The 26,651-nt window shown below is 34.7% G+C and carries 27 protein-coding genes, 1 pseudogene and 1 other annotated feature; of the genes and pseudogenes, 26 read left to right on the top strand and 2 right to left on the bottom strand.

Going from position 1 to position 26,651, the window contains the following annotated elements; all coding sequences use genetic code 11:
• Window positions 1–14 precede the first annotated feature (14 nt).
• On the bottom strand, window positions 15–641 hold the full coding sequence (locus ACESSZ_RS03710) for a recombinase family protein (protein WP_008687951.1): 627 nt from the start codon (window positions 639–641) through the stop codon (window positions 15–17).
• Between the two features lie 646 nt (window positions 642–1,287).
• Between ACESSZ_RS03710 and ACESSZ_RS03715 the strand changes: the two genes are divergently transcribed.
• From ACESSZ_RS03715 to ACESSZ_RS03840, 26 genes are all read left to right on the top strand, one after another.
• On the top strand, window positions 1,288–1,794 hold the full coding sequence (locus ACESSZ_RS03715) for a GNAT family N-acetyltransferase (protein ID WP_008687952.1): 507 nt from the start codon (window positions 1,288–1,290) through the stop codon (window positions 1,792–1,794).
• A gap of 4 nt (window positions 1,795–1,798) precedes the next feature.
• Complete coding sequence (gene thrS, locus ACESSZ_RS03720) at window positions 1,799–3,532, top strand: threonine--tRNA ligase (RefSeq protein ID WP_008687954.1); 1,734 nt, start codon at window positions 1,799–1,801, stop codon at window positions 3,530–3,532.
• Entirely contained in the window at window positions 3,529–4,467 is a 939-nt protein-coding gene (locus ACESSZ_RS03725; protein ID WP_008687955.1) for a hypothetical protein, read from the top strand. The genes thrS and ACESSZ_RS03725 overlap by 4 nt, the downstream gene beginning before the upstream one ends.
• 15 nt (window positions 4,468–4,482) lie before the next feature.
• A complete protein-coding gene (locus ACESSZ_RS03730) occupies window positions 4,483–4,872 on the top strand; it encodes a NifB/NifX family molybdenum-iron cluster-binding protein (RefSeq protein ID WP_008687957.1) in 390 nt (129 codons plus the stop codon).
• Window positions 4,873–5,159: 287 nt separating this feature from the next.
• A complete protein-coding gene (locus ACESSZ_RS03735) occupies window positions 5,160–5,426 on the top strand; it encodes a molecular chaperone GroES (protein ID WP_008687959.1) in 267 nt (88 codons plus the stop codon).
• Between the two features lie 27 nt (window positions 5,427–5,453).
• Window positions 5,454–7,073: a chaperonin GroEL gene (groL, locus tag ACESSZ_RS03740; RefSeq protein WP_008687962.1), complete on the top strand. Its 1,620-nt coding sequence runs from the start codon at window positions 5,454–5,456 to the stop codon at window positions 7,071–7,073.
• 215 nt (window positions 7,074–7,288) lie between these two features.
• On the top strand, window positions 7,289–7,693 hold the full coding sequence (locus ACESSZ_RS03745) for a cell division protein SepF (protein WP_008687963.1): 405 nt from the start codon (window positions 7,289–7,291) through the stop codon (window positions 7,691–7,693).
• Between the two features lie 2 nt (window positions 7,694–7,695).
• The gene (locus tag ACESSZ_RS03750) at window positions 7,696–8,451 is read left to right on the top strand and encodes a YlmH family RNA-binding protein (RefSeq protein ID WP_008687965.1); all 756 of its coding nucleotides are present in this window, start codon (window positions 7,696–7,698) and stop codon (window positions 8,449–8,451) included.
• A gap of 13 nt (window positions 8,452–8,464) precedes the next feature.
• Window positions 8,465–8,929, top strand: a complete 465-nt coding sequence (locus ACESSZ_RS03755; protein ID WP_008687968.1) for a DivIVA domain-containing protein — start codon at window positions 8,465–8,467, stop codon at window positions 8,927–8,929.
• Window positions 8,926–9,134: a binding site (T-box leader), on the top strand. (Overlaps the previous gene by 4 nt.)
• Before the next feature lie 43 nt (window positions 9,135–9,177).
• Window positions 9,178–11,904, top strand: coding sequence for an isoleucine--tRNA ligase (gene ileS, locus ACESSZ_RS03760; protein ID WP_119983309.1), 2,727 nt, complete (start codon window positions 9,178–9,180; stop codon window positions 11,902–11,904).
• A gap of 265 nt (window positions 11,905–12,169) precedes the next feature.
• Complete coding sequence (locus ACESSZ_RS03765) at window positions 12,170–12,901, top strand: TrmH family RNA methyltransferase (RefSeq protein WP_008687973.1); 732 nt, start codon at window positions 12,170–12,172, stop codon at window positions 12,899–12,901.
• Between the two features lie 219 nt (window positions 12,902–13,120).
• On the top strand, window positions 13,121–13,564 hold the full coding sequence (locus ACESSZ_RS03770; protein ID WP_230326987.1) for a type II secretion system protein: 444 nt from the start codon (window positions 13,121–13,123) through the stop codon (window positions 13,562–13,564).
• 66 nt (window positions 13,565–13,630) lie between these two features.
• Window positions 13,631–14,401: a prepilin peptidase gene (locus tag ACESSZ_RS03775; RefSeq protein ID WP_008687975.1), complete on the top strand. Its 771-nt coding sequence runs from the start codon at window positions 13,631–13,633 to the stop codon at window positions 14,399–14,401.
• A gap of 14 nt (window positions 14,402–14,415) precedes the next feature.
• Window positions 14,416–15,609: a type II secretion system F family protein gene (locus tag ACESSZ_RS03780; protein WP_119983310.1), complete on the top strand. Its 1,194-nt coding sequence runs from the start codon at window positions 14,416–14,418 to the stop codon at window positions 15,607–15,609.
• Window positions 15,610–15,626: 17 nt separating this feature from the next.
• On the top strand, window positions 15,627–16,538 hold the full coding sequence (gene pilM, locus ACESSZ_RS03785) for a type IV pilus biogenesis protein PilM (RefSeq protein WP_008687977.1): 912 nt from the start codon (window positions 15,627–15,629) through the stop codon (window positions 16,536–16,538).
• A gap of 12 nt (window positions 16,539–16,550) precedes the next feature.
• Entirely contained in the window at window positions 16,551–17,279 is a 729-nt protein-coding gene (locus ACESSZ_RS03790) for a type II secretion system protein L (RefSeq protein WP_008687978.1), read from the top strand.
• Between the two features lie 10 nt (window positions 17,280–17,289).
• The gene (locus ACESSZ_RS03795; protein WP_331866665.1) at window positions 17,290–17,520 is read left to right on the top strand and encodes a hypothetical protein; all 231 of its coding nucleotides are present in this window, start codon (window positions 17,290–17,292) and stop codon (window positions 17,518–17,520) included.
• Window positions 17,521–17,591: 71 nt separating this feature from the next.
• Window positions 17,592–17,921 (top strand): hypothetical protein, encoded by a 330-nt coding sequence (locus tag ACESSZ_RS03800; RefSeq protein WP_331866664.1) that lies wholly within the window; start codon window positions 17,592–17,594, stop codon window positions 17,919–17,921.
• Between the two features lie 16 nt (window positions 17,922–17,937).
• Window positions 17,938–18,948 carry a hypothetical protein gene (locus ACESSZ_RS03805; protein ID WP_117547518.1) on the top strand — a complete coding sequence of 337 codons (1,011 nt, stop codon included), beginning with the start codon at window positions 17,938–17,940 and terminating at the stop codon, window positions 18,946–18,948.
• A gap of 26 nt (window positions 18,949–18,974) precedes the next feature.
• A complete protein-coding gene (locus ACESSZ_RS03810) occupies window positions 18,975–19,943 on the top strand; it encodes a pilus assembly FimT family protein (protein ID WP_132224973.1) in 969 nt (322 codons plus the stop codon).
• Between the two features lie 24 nt (window positions 19,944–19,967).
• Window positions 19,968–20,864 carry a PulJ/GspJ family protein gene (locus ACESSZ_RS03815; RefSeq protein WP_499842689.1) on the top strand — a complete coding sequence of 299 codons (897 nt, stop codon included), beginning with the start codon at window positions 19,968–19,970 and terminating at the stop codon, window positions 20,862–20,864.
• Window positions 20,848–21,387, top strand: coding sequence for a hypothetical protein (locus ACESSZ_RS03820; protein WP_499842690.1), 540 nt, complete (start codon window positions 20,848–20,850; stop codon window positions 21,385–21,387). The genes ACESSZ_RS03815 and ACESSZ_RS03820 overlap by 17 nt, the downstream gene beginning before the upstream one ends.
• A gap of 80 nt (window positions 21,388–21,467) precedes the next feature.
• Window positions 21,468–23,141, top strand: a complete 1,674-nt coding sequence (locus tag ACESSZ_RS03825; protein WP_331866662.1) for a GspE/PulE family protein — start codon at window positions 21,468–21,470, stop codon at window positions 23,139–23,141.
• Between the two features lie 8 nt (window positions 23,142–23,149).
• Window positions 23,150–24,208 (top strand): type IV pilus twitching motility protein PilT, encoded by a 1,059-nt coding sequence (locus tag ACESSZ_RS03830; protein ID WP_331866661.1) that lies wholly within the window; start codon window positions 23,150–23,152, stop codon window positions 24,206–24,208.
• A gap of 370 nt (window positions 24,209–24,578) precedes the next feature.
• Window positions 24,579–25,022, top strand: a complete 444-nt coding sequence (locus ACESSZ_RS03835) for a DUF6978 family protein (protein WP_132224979.1) — start codon at window positions 24,579–24,581, stop codon at window positions 25,020–25,022.
• 37 nt (window positions 25,023–25,059) lie between these two features.
• Window positions 25,060–25,812 (top strand): DUF1828 domain-containing protein, encoded by a 753-nt coding sequence (locus tag ACESSZ_RS03840; RefSeq protein WP_243642706.1) that lies wholly within the window; start codon window positions 25,060–25,062, stop codon window positions 25,810–25,812.
• 600 nt (window positions 25,813–26,412) lie between these two features.
• Here ACESSZ_RS03840 and ACESSZ_RS03845 read toward each other — a convergent pair.
• A pseudogene (locus tag ACESSZ_RS03845) lies at window positions 26,413–26,651 on the bottom strand (hypothetical protein); the annotation flags it as partial.

Below are 26,651 nucleotides of genomic sequence, written 5' to 3' on the forward strand. Positions count from 1 at the left end.
GATATGCACGCTAGCTATCTGTCGTTTTCTTTCATCCTTCTGTTTTCCTCATATTCTCTGGCTTTTTTATAAAAGGTTGAGTATTTTAAACCGGATTCTTTAATAGCATCCTTACTCATCAATTCGCCTTTTTTCCAGCGTACCATGATTTTTTCAAAATCTTTCGGTAAATCAATCTCCGGACGACCAAAACGTACCCCTCTCATTTTGGCGGCACGAATACCCTCAGCTTGACGCTGGTGAATGTTATTACGTTCATTTTCCGCAACAAAAGATAATAACTGTAATACGATATCACCAATTAAGGTGCCAATCAAATCTTTGTTTTGATCAGTGTCTAGTAACGGCATATCGAGAATTTTGATATCGACACTTTTGGTTTTGGTTATGTACTTCCATTCATTTAGGATTTCATTGTAATTTCTTCCCAGTCGGTCAATACTTTTGATTACGAGCAAATCACCAGGTTTCAGTTTTTTATAAACAAGTCTGTGATAAGCTGGACGATTAAAGTCCTTTCCACTTAACTTATCCATATAGATATATTTTTTATCAATCCCATAATCCAGCATCTCCAGGTATTGCCTTGCCTCATTTTGATCTTGGCTTGATACCCGGACATATCCATATGTTCTTCTCATAATGCACTCCTTTCTCTATTGTGAATTATACTAAATTTTGGTATTTATTGAGAATTCCAAAATTTACCATTCACATAGATGGTATTTTACCATAGTTCTATAAGTGCCACCAGTCAATCCCATAATTGGTAGGTTAGAGAAACAGTTTTCATCAAATTATGCTAACCGTTATATGTTTAGGATGTTATATCCAAAAAGGGGATATAAAATAGGAAAAACAGTTTCTGTAATTCTTACAATCTATCCATAAAATAACTAAAGGCAGTATCCTCTAACTGCGATAATTAGCAAATGGTAGAATACATATGGCTATCGCTTCAACATCTTTTTCACTAGGGAAAATGTAAGGAAAGCTTGTGTTAACATTGACAATCAGAAACTTATGGTGTATAAAAATAAGGTAGACAAACGAAGAAGAGGACATGAAGATATGTGCTTTGAAAGCAGAGAGAAAAGCGGATGGTGAAAGCTTTTACGAAGAGCCTTGTCTTTACTACCTTGGAGTTGCCCCTGAAAGGGTGTGCCGCATACCTTGCGTTATCAGGTTTGAGAGCTTCGCTTATGCGAAGAATAAAGGTGGTACCGCGTATAAGACTGACGTCCTTTGAGATGCAGTCTTTTTTCTTTTAACTGGAGGTGATGATGCATGATACTTTGTTTGGCAAACAGCACTTATGCGACAGCATTAAAACGTTATGTGGATAAGTTCCCGAAAGACAGCGTGATTTGCGGTTTGGCTTTCTTAGATACTTGCGAAGATACAAAAGCCTATTTACAAATGATGATGGACTGGCATGAAGAACGTAATCTTCCAAATGGTATCGTTGGCAGTTCTTTATATCTAGCTATGGAAGATGAAGAAATTGTTGGAGTTATCATGTTACGTCATGAACTAAATGCTTATTTAGAACGTATTGGCGGACATATCGGCTATAGTGTAGCACCAGATAAAAGAAGAAAAGGAATCGCTAAATGGATGCTTGAAGAAGTACTTGCAATAGCGAAAGCAAACTTCCACATGAATGCTTGTCTAGTGAGTTGTGAGGAAACAAACGTGGCAAGCCGTCAAACAATCTTAGCCTGTAAGGGTCATTTCATGAGAAAAGAAGTAAACGATGGAATCACATACGAGATGTATAAAATAGGAGGTTAAACGTATGATTGATATTAGAGAAAATGAACAATTAAGCATGTTGAATCATTCCTGTGCTCATATGATGGCACAGGCTGTAAAGCGTCTGTATCCACAGGCAAAATTTTGGGTAGGACCAGTTATATCAGATGGTTTTTATTATGATATTGATCTTGGTGATGATGTAATCAAAGATGAAGACCTGCCAAAAATCGAAAAGGAAATGAAGAAGATCGCCAAAGATGGAAAGCGTATTGTCCGTAAAGAAATTAGTAAAGAAGAAGCCTTAGAAATGTTTGCGGACGATCCTTATAAGATTGATCTGATTCAAGATTTGGAAGATGGAACAATTACCTGTTATCAACAAGGAGAGTTTATCGATTTATGTCGCGGGCCGCATGTAGAAACGGTTAAGCTGTTGAAAAACTTCAAACTTTTAAAACACTCCGGAGCTTATTGGAAAGGTGATGCAGAAAATAAAATGCTGCAACGTATTTATGGTGTCTGCTATCCAACAAAAGAAGAATTAGAAGAACATTTGCATATGCTGGAAGAGGCCAAAAAACGTGACCATAAAAAATTAGGACGTGAAATGGGTCTATTCATGATGAGTGAATATGCACCAGGTATGCCATTCTTTTTGCCAAATGGAATGATTATTCGTAATCTGTTAGAAAACTTCTGGTATGAAGAACATACAAAAGAAAATTATAAATTTATCAAAACACCAATCATGATGAGCAAGGAATTATGGGAAGTAAGTGGACATTGGGCAAACTATAAAGAAAATATGTATACGACAATGGTGGATGATCGCGAATTTGCAATCAAGCCAATGAATTGTCCAGGGTCCTTATTAGTGTTTAAAAATGGTCTACATTCCTATAAAGATTTGCCACTGCGCATGGGAGAATTAGGGCAGGTACATCGCCATGAAGCCAGTGGAGCTTTAAATGGGCTATTCCGTGTTCGTACTTTTACGCAAGATGATGCTCACATTTTCATGCGCCCAGATCAAATTGAAAGTGAAGTAAAGGAATTGATCAACTTCATTGATCGCGTATACTCTATCTTTGGCTTATCCTATCGTATTGAATTATCGACACGTCCGGAAAAGAAATACATTGGAGATCTGGCAATTTGGGAAAAGAGTGAAAAAGCTCTTGCTGATGCATGTGTCAGTGCCGGTAAGGATTATAAAGTCAATCCAGGAGATGGTGCTTTCTATGGGCCAAAACTTGACTTCCATATCAAAGACTCCTTAGGAAGAGAATGGCAATGTGGAACGATTCAATTGGATATGAATCTACCTGAACGCTTTGATTTAACATATGTAGAAAAGGATGGCACGAAAGTGCGACCTGTTATGCTGCATCGTGTTATATTTGGATCAATTGAACGTTTTATTGGTATTTTGATCGAGCATTATGCAGGACATTTCCCTACATGGTTGGCACCAACTCAAGTCATGGTCGTTCCGGTACATTATGAACGTCATGCGCAAGCTGCAAATGCTATAAATGAAAAATTGTTAGCGATGGGATTTAGGAGCAAATCAGATGCACGAAATGAGAAATTGGGGTATCGTATAAGAGAAGCACAGCTTGCTAAAATTCCTTATCAGCTTGTTATTGGTGATGGAGAAGTAGAAGCTAATACAGTTACGGTACGTCGTGCACAAAGTAAGGAATCTGTGACAATGCCGGTAGAAGAATTTATCGCTAAGCTGAGTGCTGAAGTGAAGGAGAAACGTTTATGAAATTATTGAAGGGATTACTGGCAGGTGTCATGGCTTTGTCTTTAAGTGCCTGTGCAAGTAATGATGACACAAAAAAAGAGGAAGCAAAAACAGAACCGATTAAGGTACTGGCGCCTTTAGGGGCAACTAGTTTATCATTGTTAGGATTATACGGTGATAAAAATGTGAGTGTTGACACCGTTGACGGTACAAGTGTCATCAGTGCAGAAATTGCTAAGGAAGATGGAGAATATGATGCTATCATCGCACCTATTAATTTAGGAGCTGCATTATTATCAAAAGGAAAAAGTCAATATAGGTTAGACAGTGTCGTAACCTGGGGTAATTTATATGTTGTTGGAACTGATGAAAAAGCTTTAACAGAAACAGGAATGTTTGCGGCTTTTGGAGAAAAAGCGGTGCCACAGAAAGTTTTTATGGCTAGCTTGGATGTGAAAAGCATAAAACCTGAAATCACTTATTTTGCTTCTGTGAATGAAGTACAACAACAATTATTAAGTAAGAAAGCAAATGTCGGGTTGATGGCTGAACCTGCTGCTACAGCAACCATTGCTAAAGCAAAAGAAAAAGGAATAACTTTAAAGGTTTTAAAAGATTTACAAAAAGAGTACCAAAATAAAAATAATACAAAGAGTGCGGGATATCCACAAGCAGCGTTATTTGTAAAAAAAGGTTCAGAGGATAAAGTAAAGAAATATATTGAAACAGCTACAACGTTTGCTAATGAAACAAGTAAAAAGGATGAAACGGCGATTAGCAAAGCAGTAGAAACGGCAACTCCAGAGAAATTAGGTATTCCAAATGCACAGATTGCGGTTAAGACATGGCCTCGTCTGAATATTAACTATGTTAAAGCGGCAACTGTAAAAGAAGATATTGCTACATTCTTAAAGCAATTTAATATTTCTATCAATGATGATGCATATACGAAATAATTTGAGGTGATGAAGATGAAATATGCAATAACTTATGAAAATCATATGGTATTCCAACACTTTGGGAAATGCCCTGCTTTTCTACTTGTTGATATAGAAGATGGCATAATTGTAAGAAAAGAACTTCTTAGCGCTAATGGGAGCGGTCATGGTGCGCTAGTTACACTGATTCAAGAAGCTGGTGTTGATGTATTAGTATGTGGTGGTATCGGTCAAGGCGCACGTGATGCGTTAGCTAAAGCTCATATAGCTTTAATTGGTGGTGCCAGTGGAAATGTTGATGAAATTGTAGAACAGTTAAAGAAGGGAACACTACAGGATGATCCCAATGGTAAATGTAACCATCATCATGAGGAAGGTAATCACGATTGTGGTAATCATGATTGTGGATCTCATACGCACTAAGCTCGCTTATATGCGAGCTTTTTTCAATTACTAGTTATCATAGCTTTGTTTTAACTTGTCGTAAAATGAAATTGATAAAGGAAGCACTCTTATCACAGCATATAAATAAAGCTTTTTACGTATAATGTGACTGTCGTTTGCAAAGCTGCTTAATGTTTATAAATCACCAGCTAAAAAAATATGAACTTTTTTTAGCATTCCTATTGCCAAAGTGCTAAAAGTGAGTATAATATAGGGTGTTAGCAGTTATGAACTGCGAGTGCTAAAACTTAAAGGAGGAATCTTAGATGTTAAAGCCATTACACAAAAACGTGATTTTAAAGAAGGAAAAAGCCGAAAAGGAAACAAAAACGGCAAGTGGAATTATCCTGACAGATAACAGTAAAAACAAACCAAGTTATGCTACTGTAGTAGCGATTGGACCAGAAAGTGAAGCAGAAATTAAAGTTGATGATAAGGTTGTATACAAAGAATATTCTGGTACAGATGTGAAATTAGATGAAGAAGAATTCATCATCGTAGAAGATGAAGATATTTTAGCAGTCATTGCGTAAGATAAAAACAAACAGGAGGTAATGAACATGGCAAAAGAAGTACGTTTTTCAAAAGATGCAAGAAATGCAATGTTAGCAGGTGTGAATACACTGGCTGATGCAGTACGTGTAACTTTAGGTCCTAAAGGACGTAATGTCGTTTTAGAAAAAGAATTTGGATCACCATTAATCACAAATGACGGTGTTTCTATTGCAAAAGAAATTGAATTAGAAGATAAGTTTGAAAATATGGGTGCGAAATTAGTTTATGAAGTAGCCAATAAAACAAACGATACTGCTGGTGATGGTACAACAACAGCAACCATCTTAGCACAAAGCATGATTAGCAACGGTTTGCGTCAGGTAGAAAAAGGTGCAAATCCTGTATTAATGCGTGAAGGTATTGAATATGCTAGCAAGGAAGTGGCAAATCATATTCTAGATAAGAGTCGTAAAATAGAAACAAACAGTGATATTGCCAGTGTTGCGGCTATTTCCAGCGGCAGTAAAGAAGTTGGTGAAATCATTGCTAAAGCAATGGATAAAGTTGGCCGTAATGGTGTTATCTCTGTTGATGAATCTAATGGATTTGATACAGAATTAGAAATCAGTGAAGGTATGCAGTACGATAAAGGATACGTTTCTCCATATATGGTAAGTGATCATGAGAAAATGGAAGCAGTCTTAGAAAATGCTTTTGTTATGGTAACTGACCAGAAAATCAATAATGTGCAAGAAGTGCTTCCAGTATTAGAACAGGTAGTGCAGTCCAATAAACCATTGTTGATCATTGCAGATGATGTTGAAAATGAAGTAACTTCTACTTTGGTTGTCAATAAACTGCGTGGTACATTTAATGTAGTTGCTACGAAAGCTCCTGGTTTTGGTGATAATCAGAAAGAAATTTTGAAAGATATTGCAGTGTTAACAGGTGCTACATTCTATTCAAAAGATTTGAACATGGAATTAAAAGACATGAAATTGGAAGAATTAGGTAGCGTGAAGAAAGCAGTTATTACAAAAGATAATACAACAATGATTGGCGGAAATGGCAATAAAGATGAAATTACAGCTCGTATTGCTGAAGTACGCGCACAGATGGAAAACTGTAAGAGCGATTATGATAAAAAACGCTATGCAGAACGTTTAGGTAAGTTAAGCGATGGCGTTGCTATCATTAAGGTTGGTGCAACTACAGAAAGTGAACTGAAAGAAAAGAAACTGCGTATTGAAGATGCATTGAACGCAACGCGTGCTGCTGTTGCAGAAGGTATCGTAATTGGCGGTGGTGCTGCTTTGGTTGAAGCTTATGTGGCTTTAAAAGATCAGTTGAAATCAGATATCGTCGATGTACAGAAAGGTATTAAGGTAGTCATGGATGCGTTATTAGCACCTATTGCACAGATTGCCGAAAATGCTGGTTATAACGCTGAAGAAATCGTCGAACACCAGAAAGGTGCTGAGGCGAATATGGGCTTTGATGCAAAATACGGCAAGTGGGTGAATATGTTTGAAGAAGGTATTATTGACCCAACAAAAGTAACAAGAAGTGCATTGTTGAATGCTGCAAGTATTTCTGCATTATTCTTAACAACAGAGGCAGGCGTTGCTGCTATCAAAGAAAAAGAAGCGCCTATGCCACCAATGCCACAAGGCGGAATGTATTAATATTAAAGAGCAGCTGCTATCCTGCAGCTGCTTTTCTTAAATACCCTAAGTTTATAGTAAGCTTTTTTAGGTGCTTTAAGTTCTGTCTGTAGAAATTTGTCAATGAATGACGAAAATGAGATTCCAATTATGAAGAATCACTTAAATTACACAAAAAACTTTTTCTTAATGCACATTTGTGCTAAAATATAAGTAATGTATAGGAGGTATGCTACATGAGCATCGGTCAGAAATTCAAAGAGTTTATTGCACCAATGGATGAAGATGATGTTTTGGAAGTGGAACAGGAAGAAGAAAGTCCTTCTCTTTCCGAATATGAACAGCCAAAATCCAAAGCTATAAATCGTTTGCCTGGCGACACAAAAATGGTATTGTTTGAACCTCGTTCATTTGATGAGGCAGAAGAAGTCGCTAAACGTTTAAAAGAGAATAAAGCAGCGGTCGTTAACTTACATAAACTGCAAAGAGATTATGCACAAAGAACCATCGATTTCTTAACAGGTGTTATTTTCGCACTGGATGGAACCATTCAAAAGATTGGACATAATGTTATTCTGTGTGCTCCAAGAAATGTTGCTGTTCACGGAGAAATTAATCTGGATGCCAGTGAAGAGGACTAGCATTGCCAATTCATTTTGAACATTATAGGGGTAATGAAAAATTCGTAAAGCGTATTTATGATCTGATAGATCTGATGGAACGCCGCCGTCGAATTGTCGTTACTCCATTTTTTGCGCCTGATGAATGTAACATCTGCGATGCTATTTTAGGGCATCAGATACCGTATGGAAAATCCGGAGGTTATCAAGGTGCAGAACGTTGTCGCTATGCACTTTTACCTTATGAAGATGAACTGGCTGATTTAAAAATAACGATTCTCAAGGCGACTTATTCACCGCAATTTGGTAAGCTTGCACATCCAGATGTTTTAGGGGCAATTCTCAATCTTGGTATTGAACGGGAAAAAATCGGTGACTTAATTGTAAAAGATAATGAACTTATCATTTTTGTAGATGAAGAAATCGAAAATTATATCGTGTGTAATTTGACACGCATTAAACGAAGCAATGTGCATTTTAAACGTTATGAAGGTGAAGTCACTTATGAGCCAAAAATACGGTATGAGCATAAAATCGTATCGAGCCTACGTTTAGATGTACTTGTATCAAGCTTTGCAAATATTTCAAGGAAGAAAGCGCAGGAGCTGATACGTGCAGGACTTGTAAAAGTTAATCATGTAATACTTGAAGAAACTTCCTATTTATGCAATAATAATAGTGCTATTTCCATTCGTGGACATGGACGTTTTTACTTCAAGGAAATTGTGAAAACGACCAAAAAGGATCATTTGGTGATTCTGGCGGGCAAGTATCAGTAGATAGGGTGATGGTATGGACAAACGTATATTTGATACGATGAAAAACGGCTACAACCGTTATCAGGTCGATGATTACATGCAGACGCAAAAGCTCCAAATGGATGCCTTGCAGAAAAAACTGGAAAGTGTAAATCGTGAGCTTGAAATGTTGCGTCAGGAAAAAAAGGTGCTTGAGAATGAGTATCGGAAATTGAATGACAATCTGCATATCAAGGAAAGTGCTGCCAGTGAAATGGCACGTATGGCAATGAAAGAGGCGAATATGATCGTCGACACGGCGAATCAGAATGCAGATACGATTATCAAAGAAGCATTGATGATGGCACGAGGTATTCTGATGGAAATTGCCCGTTTGGGTGATGAGGCTAATGATATGAAAAGCAGTATGAAAGAAGAGCTGCACAAGATTGAGGAAGCGTTGGACGATTTTGAAACACCGGCGATTCCAAAGATGGATTTATTAAAAAAAGAATTATAAAAGCGAAGAAAAAGACATGTTTCTTATCGGTGGATGCAAAGAGAACAGGCGGTTGGTGGAAGTCCTGTGTGAAGCGAAAAGAAAAATCACTTTGGAGCTTATCATCTGAAAACAGTAAGATGATACGGTTACAGCCGTTATCTGTTTGAGTGCTATTTTGATAAGAAATAGAACTAAGGTGGTACCACGTTCACGCGTCCTTAGACAAGGAAGCGTGTTTTTTTTGTTTATGTTAGGAGGAAAATGATATGGAATACAAAGAAACATTATTGATGCCAAAAACAAAGTTTGAAATGCGTGGAAAACTTCCAAGCAAAGAACCAGGATTTCAAAAACGCTGGAAGGAACAAAACATTTATGAAAAGATGTTAAAGAAACGGGAAGGCTGTGAACCATTTGTTTTACACGATGGTCCTCCATATGCCAACGGAGACATCCATCTGGGTCATGCCTTAAATAAAATTTTAAAGGATGTTATCATCCGTTCAAAATTTATGGATGGCTATAAAGTGCCTTATATTCCAGGATGGGATACGCATGGTCTTCCTATTGAAACGGCTATCCAGAAATTAGGACACAATCGTAAAGAAATGGAATTGGCGGATTTCCGTAAACTTTGCTATAACTATGCAATGGAACAAGTAGAAAAACAAAAAGCCGGCTTTTTATCTTTGGGGGTTGTTGGTGATTATGATCATCCTTATATCACTTTAACAAAAGAATTTGAAGCCCATCAAATTGAAATTTTTGGTAAGATGGCAATGAATGGCTTGATTTATAAAGGGTTAAAACCGGTTTACTGGAGCCCATCCAGTGAAACGGCATTGGCAGAAGCTGAAATAGAATATAAAGATGTTAAATCTCCTACGATCTTTGTGAAATTTCCAGTAAAAGATGGTAAAGGAATTTTAGACACTGATACTAGTTTTGTCATCTGGACAACAACGCCTTGGACTATTCCAGCAAACCTTGCAATTTGCTTGAATAAAGATTATACTTATGCGCTTGTGAATAGTGAAAAAGGTAAGCTGATCGTATTAGAAGAATTAGTAGATGCACTATGGGAAAAGTTCGGTTTACAAGAAAAGCAATTGTTGAAGACATTTAAGGGTAGTGAATTAGAAATGATCACTTGCCAACATCCTTTATATGATCGTGAATCATTAATTATTTTAGGTGATCATGTTACTGCTGATGCAGGTACCGGTTGTGTACACACAGCTCCAGGCTTTGGTGCAGATGACTTCTTTGTTGGCCAGAAATATGGGTTACCAGCCTATTGCAATGTTGATGAGCATGGCTGCATGATGAGTGATGCCGGGGAATGGTTAGCTGGACAATACGTAGATGATGCTAATAAGACAGTAACACAAAAGCTTGATGAAATCGGGGCTTTATTGAAGTTAGAATTCATTACTCATTCATATCCACACGATTGGAGAACCAAAAAACCAATCATTTTCCGTGCTACTACGCAGTGGTTCGCTTCTATTGATAAAATTCGTGATCAGTTGCTTGAAGAAATTGACAATGTAGATTGGATTCCTAAGTGGGGTCAGCAACGTATGCATAATATGATTGCAGATCGTGGTGACTGGTGTATATCACGTCAACGTGCATGGGGTGTTCCAATTCCAATTTTCTATGCGGAAGATGATACACCTATTATGGATCAGACAGTATTTGACCATGTGGCGGGTTTATTCAAGGAATTTGGCTCTAATATCTGGTTTGAAAAAGAGGCAAAAGATTTATTGCCAGAAGGTTATACCCATCCTGGTTCTCCAAATGGTGTTTTCCGTAAAGAAACGGATACCATGGATGTTTGGTTTGATTCCGGAAGCTCGCATACCGGCGCCATGGTGGAACGCGGTTTAGGTTATCCCGCTGATCTATATTTTGAAGGCAGCGATCAGTATCGTGGTTGGTTCAACTCTTCTTTGATCATTGGTACGGCAGTTCATGGACATTCTCCATATAAACAAGTATTAAGCCATGGATTCGTCATGGATGGTAAAGGTGTGAAAATGAGCAAATCACAATGGAATGCCGTAGCACCTGGAGAAATTACAAAGAAATATGGAGCTGATATTTTACGTTTATGGGCGGCAAGTGTAGATTATCAGGGAGATTGTAGTATGTCTGATGAGATATTAAAACAAATCAGTGAAAATTATCGTAAGGTACGTAATACTTTCCGTTTCTTGTTGGCTAATATTGATGGCGAAAACGACTTTACTAAGGCTGATCTGGTAGATGTTAATACATTGCCTGCTTTGGATAAGTATATGTTAATCATGTTGGCAGATGTCTGTGAAAAGGTTAAAAAAGCATATGGAGAATATCGTTTTGCTGATGTGACAAGTATGCTGACCAATTTGATGACAAATGAATTCTCTGCTTACTATCTGGATTATACAAAAGATATCTTGTATATTGAAAAGAAAGATTCCAACAGAAGACGTCAGGTACAGACAGTTCTATATTATGCGGTAGATACGTTAGTGCGCTTATGGGCACCAATTTTGACACATACGGCAGAAGAAGTTAATGATTTCTTCCATACGGAAGAGGAAAGCATTCATTTGGGTGCGTTCCCGGTAGTACCGATTTTTGAAAATGCTGATGAAATTAAAGAAAAAGTAGCACGTTTAATGCTGATTCGTGCAGATGTCTTTAAAGCATTGGAAGAAGCACGTGCAGAAAAGATCATTGGTAAATCTTTGGAAGCACATGTAATAATCAATGTAAATGATGAAGACCGCGCTTTGATTGAAGAATATTGCGGTAATAAATTTAATCAATGGTTAATTGTTTCAAGAGTAAGCTTTTCCGTAGATGAGTTAAAAGCATATGAGGTTTGTCAAATTGCTGTTGAAAAATGTGAAGGGAAAGTATGCCCAAGATGCTGGAATATCACGGAATCAAATGCTGAAGATGGTTTATGTGAACGCTGTGCTGCGGTTTTAGAATAATCGATAAGGTTGTTTGTCAATTATGATAAACAGCCTTTTTTTTTACAGTTCTTTGGGTTGTTCTAGAGGAATCATTATTTTTATACGATTTTGACATTTTTATGTTAAAATAGATAAAAAGTATTCATGGCAATAAACATCCGAAACATGATGTTTATCTGAATGATTTAAGCCTTTATGAAAAGGCACAAGTTATTCAGAGGCTTAACAGATTTTAGATATTAAAAACTAGCAAATGAAATTAGAAGAATGAGGACAGAAAACTATGGAAATAACATCATTGACAAATACGAAAATCAAACAGTGGGCAAAATACAAAGAAAAAAAGTATCGAGATGCAGATCAAAAGTTTTTGATTGAGGGTGAGCATTTACTGCAAGAAGCGCATACGGCTGGCCTTATTGAATGTATTCTTGTTGAACAAGGGAAAAACATACCTTATGAACAATATCCCGTATACTATGTTACAAGAGAAATTTTAAAAAAATTAACTGATAGTGTATCAGGAAGTTGGGTAATGGCGGTTTGTCATTTTCCTGAGCAGCAAGCACTTACATCAGATAAGATCATCATTCTGGATGGTGTTCAAGATCCCGGAAATCTTGGTACGATTTTACGCACTGCCTTATCTTTTTCCTATCAAACAATATTGCTATCTAAAAATTCAGTAGATGTATATAATGAAAAGGTTATTCGATCTACACAAGGAGCACTTTTTCATCTAAATATTATTCGTACAGAATTACTTACTGCGATAGAAGAGCTTAAAGAAAAGGGATATAAAATTTATGGAACTTCATTACATGAAGCAATTCCTTTATCACAAGTTCATCCAAAAAAACGTCATGCACTTATCATGGGGAATGAAGGAAAAGGCGTCCGGGAAGAAATATTATGCCAAACAGATCAAAATGTATATATCGAAATGGATACTTTTGAATCACTGAATGTAGCTGTAGCAGCAGCTATCTGCATGTATACCTTTAAAAATAAATAAATGATAACTTTTTGTTATTATAGTATAAATCAATCTTATACAAACTGCATAAATTAACATGCTATTCTTACAAAACAAATGGAATTATTAAGGAAATTATCCTTTTCCGTTGATAAAAAGAAAAAGTTAGAAAAAAATTTCCAATTTCTATTCTCTTATGATAAGATAGTAAAGAAGATGTATGTCACATTGACATCATAAATAAAGGAGATGTTTAAAATGAAGAGTTTAAAAAGAAACAAGAAAGGTTTTACGCTGATTGAAATCATTGTAGTATTGGTAATTATGGGAATTCTGATTGCTATTGCAGTACCTAGTGTATTGGGATATGTCAATAAGGCAAAAGAGCAGAGGTATTTATCTGACGCTAGAGCATATTATATTGGTGCTCAAGGCATTGTGACCAATAAAAACGGAAAAGATGAACCAGTTGGAGATTATGATTTGACAGCTGCAAAAATTCAAGCAGATGCGGGGATTTTAGCTTCCGAATCTGATATCAATGTCTCAAAATGTACTTTGAGTGGAACAAAGGGCAATGTGAAAATTGAGAAATGTGATTTTGCCGTAAAAGATATCACTAGTAAATACATTTCTATCACTGCAAACAAACAAGCTGAATTTGTTCCGGTTGATGACACTCATCCAATGCCTACAGAATAAAAAATGCTTTTTCAAAGCCTCTATGGTAAATAGAGGCTTTCACTTTATAGAAAGGAAGGGATAAAGTTGGAAAAGATACTTATCATATTTTACGTATATGCATTCTTAATCGGTATATGTATTGCCAGCTTTATCAACGTCGTGATTTGGCGCGTACCTCAAGGTTTGTCTGTGGCAAAGGGTAGATCATATTGCCCCAATTGTCATCATACATTAGCGTGGTATGATTTATTTCCTATTTTCAGTTATCTCCTTTTGAAAGGGAAATGTCGTTATTGTGGTGTTAAAATTCCCATGCGAGATACGATCATAGAATTTCTTGGTGGTGGTGTAGCAATCTTTTGCTTTCATCGTTATCAATTCACATGGGATACCCTTATCATCTTCTCTGTTATCATGATTTTTTTGGCAATAACAATGATTGATTTTGATACGATGACTATTCCAAACGGTCTTATTATCGCATTGGTAGTACCGGCTGTTCTGATGACTATTTTACATCCTGAAATCACGTTGCTTGAAAGAGGTATTGGCTTTTTTATCGTATCCTTACCAATGTATCTTTTAACTTTAATGATTCCTGATTGCTTTGGCGGTGGGGATATTAAATTATTGGCTGTTTCAGGTTTTATGATTGGATGGAAAGGCATACTTTTAGGAGCATTTATTGGTGTTTTAACTTGTGGCTGTTATGCAAGCTGGTTATTGATAACTAAAAAAACACAAAAAGGCGCACATATTGCGTTTGGTCCTTATTTATGCTTTGGAATTGTGGTATCATTAATGTATAGTGAATTTATCATACATACGTATTTATCTATGTTTGGTTTAAAATAAACGAGGTGACGATCATGGCTACGTTTAAATATACTGCAAAAGATATGGATGCAAAAAAAATAACCGGCAAGATGGAGGCAAATGATCGTAAAGAGCTTGCCGCTTTTCTGCGTAGTGACGGCAAATTTTTAATAGAATGTAAAGATGTTACGAATATTGAAAAAAACACTTATAAGCTAAAATTGAAGGAATTATCAGATTTCTCACGTCAATTAGGAACGATGATAGGCTCTGGAGTAAGTTTAATACGTGCGATTTCAATCTTAGTGCAGAGACAAAAAAATCCTAAAATCAAAGCTATTTATACAGATATCTATCGAAAGCTGCAACAGGGTATGACATTATCATATGCTATGGAAGAGCAAGGAAAAGCTTTTCCAGAATTAATGATTAATATGTATCGAACTGGTGAAACCAGCGGTCAAATGGAACGTGTTGCGATGACGATGGCTTTACAATATGAAAAAGATAATCGAATAAAAGGTAAAGTACGTAATGCGATGATTTATCCTATTATTCTGATATGTGTTACGATTTTTGTTGTAATTGGAGTATTCACCTTTATCATTCCAAGTTTCTCTAAGGTCTTTAATGGTATGGAACTTCCTATGATCACCAAAATTGTAAATGCAATCAGTGAAGCAATGCTTGCTTATTGGTATTGGATGCTTATTGGTGTGTTGTGTATGGTGGCCTTGATTGCAGGTATGTTGCGTGTTGAAAAAATACGATACAAAGTGGATCAAATGAAATTGAAATTTCCTAAATTAGGTAAATTATTAGGAACGATTTATACATCAAGATTTGCCAGAAATATGTGTTCCTTATATACAAGTGGGATATCTATTATTAATGGCTTAATGATCGTAAAAGATAATATTGGAAATAAATATATAGAATCACAATTTGATCTAGTTATTCGCATGGTACGTAATGGTACTTCTTTATCTCAAAGTATTCAAAAAATTGATGGTTTTGATGCAAAATTAGCAAGTTCCATCTATATTGGCGAAGAGAGCGGTAAGCTAGAGGATATGCTATCATCATTAGCAGATGATTTTGACTATGAGGCAGAAATGGCAACACAAAAAATGGTTGCTATGCTAGAACCAATTATGATTATCTTTTTAGCACTTATCGTATTATGTGTTATGTTATCAGTATTATTACCAATCTATCAAATGTATCAGAATCCAACAATTGGATAAAGATGGGAGGAAGTAGCATGGGAAAGGAAAATGTTATTTATATATCTTCACATGGAGTACAGCTAATCAGCGGCTCTAATGATAAAGAAGATATGATCAAAGTGGATGCTTTCCGCGAATATCCGTTAGCAGAAGGTGCTATGATTAATGGTGTTATTACGGATGATACCCCTATTTTGGAAATCTTAAAGGAAATGAGAAGTAATGGGATAACGACTGCCAGATTGTTGATAGACAGCGGACAGATTCTTACCAAAAATGTAGATGTACCTATTTTAAAAAAGAAAGAATTGCTGCAAATCACAAGAGATGAATTATCAGATATTGAAGGCAGTTATGAAGATTTGGTATATGATTACTGTGTGTTACGTCCCAAATATGAAGATGGCAGAAAAGGTGGAGAAATTTTATGTTGCGCGATTGAGCGAAAACTGTTAGTTTCTTATATAGAACTGTTTGAAAATGCAGAAATCACTTTAAAAGGGATTGATATTTCTGTAAACGCATTGCAAAAGTTAACAAATGAATTAGTTGATATGGCGGATAAAACCTATGTGATATCTGTTATTGATGGAAATAATGTATCCAGTTATTTATTTGAGAATAACCATTATACCTTTTCAAATCGTACACGTTTATTTTCTGATCGAGGAACTTATGAATTTATTATGGAAATGAATAGTAATATCTCACAATTGATACAATTCAGCAAATCGAAACGGAGTCAGTATACTATTGAAACGGCTTATTTTTGTGGCTTAGATGACGAAGAAGAACAAAAGGTATTTAAGAATATAAGGGAAAATCTTGATATTGAAGCAAAAGAATTTCCCAATTCAAAAATTATATACATAACAGATAAAAGTAGAGAAAAGGCATTTCAGTTACACGATTATGTATTTACTGTCGGATGTCTGATTAGAAAGTGAGGTGTACCTGAAATGGCAAGTAAGCTTAGTAAGAAAGATATTGATTTGCTTTCTGCTTATAAGCAGAAAAAAGAAACACCTAAATATACAGGAGCTTTAAAGTATGCGGCATTACCATCAGGTATGCTGATCGTAGTTTTAGCTTTATTTATTTACTTTACGTTATCAAATCATCAATTAGAAAATGAAACAGAAGATTTAAAGCAACAAACTACAAAAATACAAGAACAAATTGCGAATGATCCTAACCTAGAACGCTATAATTCCTTACAAACAGTAAAAAGAGATATTGCTGCTTATAAAAAATTTAAAAAAGATATTCAATCCTATCCGGAACTTAGTCAGGATACTTTTGATAAAATTTTATTGGCAAGTGATGTAGATATTACTGTTACTAGCTTTAATTATACAAGAGAATCGCAAATTGTTACCCTGCAAATTGAAGGCACGAATGTAAACTCCACGGAACAATTTGTGAGAAGGTTAAAAAATACCGATTTATTTGCGGCGGTTAATTATTCTGGATATGTACAGAATGAAAAAATACTTGCAAACAATGATACTGTAAGTAAAAAGCAAGACGCTACAGATAATAAACAGACGAATAAGAATGTAAGCGATGCTCAGGCATTGATGGAACTTTTAGAAAATTTGAATAAGACACAACAACAAGAAACTATTAAACAACAACCAGAAACACAGAAAGTTTATACTGCGACTATTCTGTGCACATTGAAGTAGGTGATGAAACATGAAACAGACATTAACAAAACGTGAAAAAGTATTGTTGTATATATTATTATGTATCATCATCGTTGTAGGTGGATTCTTTTATTTAATTATGCCAGCGATGGAAAAACATACGGATTTGCAAGCAAAAAAAGATACTGCAGAAATGGAATTGATTAGTACAAAAGCATCTATTCCACGATATGATGATCTTGATAAAGAAATAAAAGAGGCTAGCAAAGAGCTAAAATAAAAGCGATAAAGGCAAAATTTTATGACAATCTGAAAAAAGAAGATGTTGATAAAATAATCACGAAATTAGCTATGGATCATTATTTAGAACCAATAAGCTTGAGTATTACAGATGTTAGTGAAGAAGAAATTCTTAATTATAAGGAAAGTTTAAAAGCCATTGAGAAAAAAGATGAAAATAAAAATGAGGACGGTACAAAAGAAAAAAAGAAAAACATCCTCAAAGTGTATAACATTTCATTAAGCGTAGATGGAACTGTCTTAAATTTGCAGAATATGATAAATGATGCGAATAAAATGAAATCTTTAAAAGTGGCAAGCGTGAATTACAATAGTGTCGTTTCAAAAGATGAAAAATCAAATAGCATGATGGTAACTTTTAAATTATTTATGCTGTCATAAAGCAGGAGGTGAGAATATGAAAGACAATAAAAAAGGCTCAGCTTTATTATGGGCAATTGTTGTCGTTATGGTTCTTGAGATTGTTATTGCAGCCTCAATGACGATTGCATATTCTTACTATAATCGCTCAGTTGAAAAGAATATAGAAAGGCAGGCCTATCTTTCTGCTAAGAGTGTTGTGACAAATGTTACAGAAAATATTCTGAATAAAAATTCAGATTATATAAAGTTAATTCCAGATGGTACAAATAGTGTGACTACGACGATCAATGACGTGGTGAATGGTAAACATACATTCCCAGAAGCATTAGGTAAATTAAAATTATTGACATTGAGTGTTTCTACTAAAACGGTAGATGATGTTGAATATGTCTTTTTAACGATTAGTGGAACTGTAACTTATGCTAGTAAGACATGTACCATAAGTGCGGATTTAAAAAGACTTGTAACTGAATCAAATAAAAATTGGACATTGATTAAATATTATGAAGGCAGTAAAGAAGTTCAATTACCATATAATATTCAAACAGGTAAGGATACATATGATTCTATTGATACAATTTTCACTTATTTTAAGAATGGTGATAAAGCGGCAATGCAAGAAGAGTATAAGAAACATGGTATAAGCGTAACAGATGGATTAACATTTAATAACGATAAATTACGAATTTATATTTATCAAGTGCTTATGAATGGTTCTTCACCAAAGTTGAATATGGATGAGTTTAACTTGCCAAAATCATTAGCTGGTTCGCAATTATATGCTCATGTAATGTTTGGTGTAGTAGATGGCGAGCCTGTCTGTTTCATCTATGCAACGGCAACGGAAAGTGGTGCTGTTTCTGATTGGAAACCAATTTTAGTTTTTGATCCAATTACGCAACACTGGTATTTTAGAGTAAATCAATGGGGGAATAATGATTATCTAAGCATGGCACAATTGAATAGTGGGACTCCCGAAAATAGAAGAATTATATATGATAATTTAATAAGTAGCTTTGTAGAAGAAAATATAGCAGATAAATAGCTTAAAATGAGAAGGAGGTTATAGGTATGAACAATAAAGGTGTTACATTAATTGAAATGATTGTCGCTATCTTGATTCTGTCTATTTCCTCTATAACGATTGCGGCAGGGTTCAATGGTGTTATTCAACGAATGGGCAAAGCTGCTAAAGTTAAAACAGCTAGCAATGAGATGTTTTCCTTTATCGAAGGCAATCAAGAAGTTAAAGATAAAGTAAAGGTGAATAAAAAAGATCAAGATGCCTCTTATATATTGCATGCTGATAATGGTGTTGATGATATAGAAGTACAAGCTACCTATAATGAGTATACAGGTACAAACGGTGCAGATATCGTTTTAAAAGCAATCACTAAAATTAAACAGAGCACCACTCCGTTAAAGGATTTTGATGTATATAAAGATAGTGTAAATATAGGAAATGATCTATATGCTACATTAAATGATAGTGAAACAAAGAGTTGTGGATTAAATCAAAGTACTTGTAAAAGAGATGGCTATAATGATCATGTTTTTAAAAATTTAAAAGATACTTATCAAATTCAACCATTTCCAAATGAACTATTGCCTTCTGAATATAAAAGCCAATCATTTTATATAAATGCATTTTATGCTTGGGAAAATAAGACGATATCAACAAATTGTAGTAATGAAAAGTTGATATATTTATCGACAACTAATAAATATTATGAATATTCTCCTTATGAATTAAATGTCGATAATATTTCAATTATTTATAATTATTTAGATAATAAATGGTATTGTAAGCCTTCCAATATTACAGTTGCGATTGTTTATGATGATAAGATGTTTAGTGGTGCTTATTATCATGACACTTATATATCTGTAAATGGTGCAACAGAACAAAGGTATGATGATTTTCAGGATTTTATACATAAAGAAGTGAAGAAACAAAATTCAGGTTGGTATGTCTTAGATCCTGATGAGAACTATGATGGTGAAAATATTGATGATTGTTGGATTTCAGTAAATTCATGATGACGTTAGGAAGGAGAAATAACTATGAAGTCAAAAAAACTTAATAATAAAGGCTTTACTTTAATGGAAATCATTGTGACTTTGCTTATTTCTTCTTTAGTTATGATGATTGCTGGTTCTTTAATTTTGAACTCTCTAGGGTATTTTAATAAAGCTGCCACAACAGATGCGGATAAACAATCTTTAGATCTATTGGCGGATTTCGTAAGAGATCAACTGTTATATGCAAGTGATGTAAAGGTTTTAAAAAGTAATGAAGAAAGACCTGAGGGAAATGATTGGAAATGGCTTTATGTCAAAGATGGTAGATTAATGCTCGGTCATGTTGACGCAACAGATAGTGAAGCATATAATGATGATTTTTATAATAGACGAATATTAGAAATAAGTGCTAAGGGTTTTAATGAAAATCGACTTGATTTGAAATTCATTTATTATAAGAATAACGATAGCGAGAAAAAAGAAGTATATAAAACTTCAACAACATTAGAACTTTTGAATATGGAACATAATAAAAATGCAAATCCTCTACAGGCGGAAACAAAAAATTTGACAGACCATATTATTTATTACCGCAATGGTGAATTTGAAAATAAAGAATCTAGTGGCGGTGGTGAAGAAGAACCGGATGATGCAGATTATGATGGAACTGTTGGAGGGGAAATCGCTTGTAAGAATGAATTAAATACCGCAACTCAGTGGGTAGCAAGGGGAACTTATAAAAAAGGAACTTTTGTTGAATTTAAAGGTACTTGGTATAGGGCAATAGTAGATGTCGAAAATGATGATTCTGATCCACATACGAATGATAAAGGGCAGTGGAAAGCTATTATGACAGGCTGGCAAGTTACAAGCTCTTATGAAAAAGGCGATGTTGTTGAATTTCCAATAAATACGAAGTTTTATGGGAAAAATTATTGATTATAATCCTGCTCACAGAGGTCAAATTTATAATCCAGACCATCGAGATGTATGGGAACCTATCAAAAAGGAAGATATACAGCCATTAAAATGTAAAATTATTGAAGATACTCCTACAGATAACAGCAGTAAAACGGTAGCAAGTGAATATGAACGTTGCCCAAGTAATGTTTTGGAATGGGATAGTGGAAATAAAATATATCCAGGAGAATATGTAAAATATAATGGACAGTTATATCGCTGTATTAGTAATGAAGAAATCAACTGGGGACATGCTCATCAATTACCACCAGGTACAATAAATAGTCAGAAATATTGGAAAAAGATCAGCGAGGATTTTGATGAATACAGTACGTATTTTAAAGGAGATATAGTTAAAGATACAGATGGAAAATATTATCAATTACTTACAGAAAATACGACAACAACACATCATCCTAGTCTTGTTCCTGCAGTGTGGAAATTAATTGATATTGATGATGTTTCAATTACCACTCCATCATGTAGAACTTCATGGTTATAAATTATTTTATAACCTACTCATTACTTCCCACCTAAATGTAGAAGAAGTAATCATTATCATAAAAAGGAGGACGCACTCTTATGAAAAATATACCAATAGGTGAAGTATTAAAAGAATATGGTTATATCTCTGAAGAACAACTTCAAACAGCACTTGCCGAGCAGAAGAAAGATCGATCAAAACGTTTAGGTCAGCATTTGATTGATTTAGGCTTTATCAGCGAAAAACAGATGTTAAAAGCATTGAGTGATAAGTTAAATGAACCATTGGTTGATATGAACAATGTAGAAATCGAAGTCGATGCCGTAGCAAAGATTCCAAAGACTTTAGCATTAAAGTATGATCTGATTGCGATTTCTGAGAATAATGGACGCTTAACGGTGGTTACCAGTGATCCATTGAATTTCTATGGCATTGAAGATGTACGATTAGTTACAGGTATGAATCTTGCTATATGCTTAAGTGAAAAGAAAGAAATTCTACGAGCGATTGATTATTATTATGCGGAAATCAAGGCACGTGAAGCTGCCAGTGTGGCAAATGAAAATGTTGTTTCTTTTGAATTTGATGAAAGTGAATTATTTAATTCTGAAGAAGATGATACACCGGTTGTTAAACTATTTAGCTCTTTGCTGACAAGAGGGTATAATGCAAATGCAAGTGATATTCATATTGAACCATTTGAAGATAAAACCATGGTACGTATGCGTATTGATGGAATGATCATTGATTATGTTCAGCTGGCAAAGAATCTACATCAATCTCTTATTGTGCGTATCAAGATCATGGCAAATATGGATATTGCTGAAAAACGTGTTTCTCAGGATGGTCATTTTGTTACGACCTTAGAAGGTACGAAGATGAACCTTCGTGTATCTGTTATTCCTACAGTGTATGGAGAAAAGGCGGTTTTACGTTTTTTAAATAGCAATACGCCAATTCTGAATGATACTCAATATGGTATGAATTTAGAAAATTATCAAAAGATGCGCAAGATGATGGAAATGCCGCATGGTATCATATACTTAACCGGGCCTACCGGAAGCGGGAAAACAACGACGTTATATATGATTTTGGAAACTTTGGCAAAACGTCAGGTAAATATTTCAACGATCGAAGATCCTGTGGAGAAAAACATTGAACGTGTCAATCAGATGCAGATTAATAATGCGGCAGGCTTGACCTTTGAAAAGGGATTGCGTGCATTATTGCGACAGGATCCCGATATTATCATGGTTGGTGAAACACGTGATGGAGAAACCGCTTCTATATCTGTCAGAGCAGCAATCACCGGACACTTGGTATTAAGCTCTCTACATACCAATGATGCAATTAGTACGATTGTTCGTTTGCAGGATATGGGGGTAGAGCCGTATATGGTAGCCAATTCTTTAATTGGTAGTGTTTCACAGCGTTTGGTTAGAACAATCTGTCCACATTGTAAAGAAAAGATACGAACAACGGCGCTTGAACGTGAAGAACTTGGTGAAGATGTCGAATATATGTATCGTGGAGCAGGCTGTCATCAATGCAACCAGACAGGGTATAAAGGCAGAACCGCAGTGCATGAAATTATTCTGATTGATAAAGAAATGCGACGTATGATATCCAGTCATAAAGATATTGATGATATTTATGCTTATGTGAAAAAAAGTCAAAATTTAAGAACGCTGCGTGAAGAAACAATACAGCTTGTGAAAGATGGTTTAACAACGATTGATGAATTACGTAAAATCAGTGTATACTCTGATTAGGAGGCTTTATGAATCAATTACTTGAAGAAGCTTTGCAATATGCGCGTGAGAATGGATGCAGTGATTTACATTTGAATGTAGATGGTCCGGCAATGATTCGTAAAAATGGAAAGCTGATTGAATTTCCTAAACAGTTTGATAATGCACAAACAACAGAAATGATCTTATCCATGTTGAATGATTTGCAAATGGAACAGTTGAAACAGGGAAAAGATATTGACTTTACGTATGTTGATCAAAAGCATGAACGTCAACGTGTAAATGTATATCGACAACAGGATAAGTTAGCAGCGGCTATACGTATCATTGATAATCGTATTCGTTCTTTGGAGGAATTGCTGCTGCCGGATGTTCTTAAAAACTTAGCAATGGAACCACGTGGTTTGGTACTTGTGACAGGTCCTACCGGAAGTGGAAAATCTACCACACTGGCAGCTATCATGCAGTATATCAATGAGCGTAGAGATTGTCATATCTTAACGATTGAGGATCCAGTAGAATATTTATATGAACGCTCGAAAGCTTTGATTCATCAACGTGAAATCGGACGTGATGTTGATTCCTTTGATACGGCATTACGCAGTGCAATGCGTGAAGATCCGGATGTTATTTTAGTTGGAGAAATGCGTGATTATGAAACGATAGCAGCAGTAGTTACTTTGGCGGAAACTGGACATTTAGTATTTTCCACCTTACATACGATTGGTGCAGCTAAAACAATTGATCGTATCATTGATGTGTTTCCTCCTCATAAACAGGAACAGATCCGTATGCAGATATCAGGAATCTTACGTGCGGTAATCACACAGCAATTACTTCCAACACTAGATGGAAAAGGCAGAGTAGCTGCTTTGGAAATTATGGTTGGAAATGATGCGATTAGCAGTATGATTCGTGATAATAAGGTACATCAGATCAATTCGCAGATTCAAACAGGGGCAAAAGATGGCATGCAGACATTGAATTTTGCGTTAGCTAAGCTTGTGCGTACACAGAAAATTGGGTTGGATATTGCGGAGAAATATAGTGATGATGCAAAAGAATTACGTCAGTATTTAGGCATGTGAGAAATCATGTGCTTTTTTTGTTGCTGTAAGAATTTACAGATGTAGATATAAAAACAAAAAGCACATCCGTCCTTTTTGTTTTCGGTGTGCTATAAAAGAAATTAGAGAAACTATTAGGATAGATGTGTTTTTAAAGTGGACCTATATAGGGAAAGGAGGTTGAGAAAATATTATTTTACATAGTTAAAAGCATATAAGTGGAAATGATTTTGCGAAATTTTCTCAAAAATGAAGTTGATATATTGAAAAAAATTTAAATAAATTATATTATAATAACTAATAATAGTCCAAGAAAGAGGACTTGGGTAATTGTGTTGCTTAAGTGCTAGAGAGTAAATTTTCAAAATAAGTGATGAAAGGAGATTGAAATATGACGACTAGTGAAGCTGAAGAATTGATTACAATTTTAAAAAAATTGTTAGCAAAAAAGTTCGAAATTCCTAATATCGGATATGATAAAGAATATGAAATACAAGGTATAGACAATCCTAGATTCAAGTTCTTCTTTATTATTAATAGGAAGGTTCGAATTAGTAATAAATGTACATATATAGTACGTGATAAAAATACTGGAATTAATTTGTTGCGTTTGGATATAGGAAATGTGGAGCATAAAAACCCTAACGGCGAAAGAATTCAAGGACCTCATCTTCATATTTTTAAAGATAATTATAATACTAATAATAACATACCTTATGCTATTAGATTTGATATAAATGATCCATCTTTAGTTGCTAATTGTGTAGCTTTCCTAAAAAAGTTTAATGTAATTGAATATCCTACGATTGTTGAACAAGCAGTTTTATTTAATTAAATTATGAAGTATACTTATTATGAAGGAGGTGGTATTTGTGAATATCAACGAATTAATAAACGATTATTATAATTTTATAAAAAATAATATTAAAGTAAAAGAAATAAATGGTTTTCATGAAATTACGACTCCTTTTTTGGATCATTTTAATGATTATATACAGGTTTACATAAGTATTAATGGTGATGAAATAACCATAACTGATGATTCATATACTATAAGTAACTTAAGAGCTGGAGGACTTTCTTTTTCAGAAAAGAGAATTATTTTAATAGAAAAAATATGTGCACAATTTGGGATGAAATTAGAAGAGGATGAAATATTTGCAAGAACTAGTAGAGATGATTTTGGAGCGAAACTTGATGCTATATTACAATGCATTGTTAAAGTAGATGATTTGTGTTATACATCTAGAGAAAATGTTGCCAATTTTTTCAGTGAAGATGTAAAAGAATATTTTTTGAAAAAAGAATTGTATTTTACGGAAAATGTTTCTTTAGTCGGTAAATCAGGGTTCCCATTTTGCTTTGATATGTCATTCCAACGCACTAAATTAAAACCCACACGTTGGGTTAATATAGTGAATAAGGCTTCGAAAACAAATTGCATTGCCACCTCATTTGGATGGGATGATACTGCAGCATTGCGAGACGAAAATGAGCAAATGTTTGTCATTATAAATGATAAAAATCCAATAGACAAAGGTGTTATTGACGGTTTTAAAAACTTAAATATAAATCCAATATACTGGAGTAATATAGAAGAAAGCTTAGATTTATTTACAAATTAATAAAAGTTTAGTTATTCAAAAGGAAATATAGTAATTATTAAATTAATAAGAACAGCATTTTTACTCTAATAAAAAAATATATCTAGTTTTACCATCTCTTTTTTTCAGTATCGTATAACTACTGGTTAAACAATAAACATGATGATTCAGAGATAATGCATTTTTTATCAAACATGAAAAGTTATTTATACCATTGTAAATTGTCAGATTCTATGAATATTTTGAGAATGTATATTACTAAACTTTTCGTCATAATACAAAGATATTATTTGGAATAGATACCTTACTAGAGGTATCTACACAAAAACTTAGAAATGGTAAAAAACAGCAACACTAAAGTTTAAACATTTGGCACACTAACACACTATTTTAGAGTGCCTTTTTTGTTGGTTAAAGAATTTAAAACAGGGTAATCAAATTTTTTAGGGGTTTTCGCCAGAAATTTAGGGGGCAACTTCAGTGGGATGAAGGAAACAAACAAAGAATTTAAGACCCCTAAAGTTAAAAAGAAAAGGAATCAGCAAAAACAGTGCTGATGATATGATCCCTTTTTAGGTTATGCTCTATTTGTTTTTATCAATTTATTAATTGTTTTTTACTTTATAGTTGCCACGTTTTTTTCCTCTGTAACTGTGTATTTCTTCCTGAGGCTTTGGCATATTTCTTATTTTCAGAGATATCAATATGAACTTCGTCAACAGAAAGAAATTCAGGAAGTTTCAATCGTGGCAAGTCAACGAAAGCAGTGAAAATATCATGAATCTTCGTATCTGAAAGATGAAACTGCCTGGCAATAGATGCAGAGGAACGGCTGAGATCCTTCATAGCTTCTAGGATGA

The sequence above is a fragment of the Eubacterium sp. 3_1_31 genome (assembly GCF_964249515.1).
Taxonomy (GTDB): Bacteria; Bacillota_I; Bacilli_A; order Erysipelotrichales; family Erysipelotrichaceae; genus Longicatena; species Longicatena caecimuris.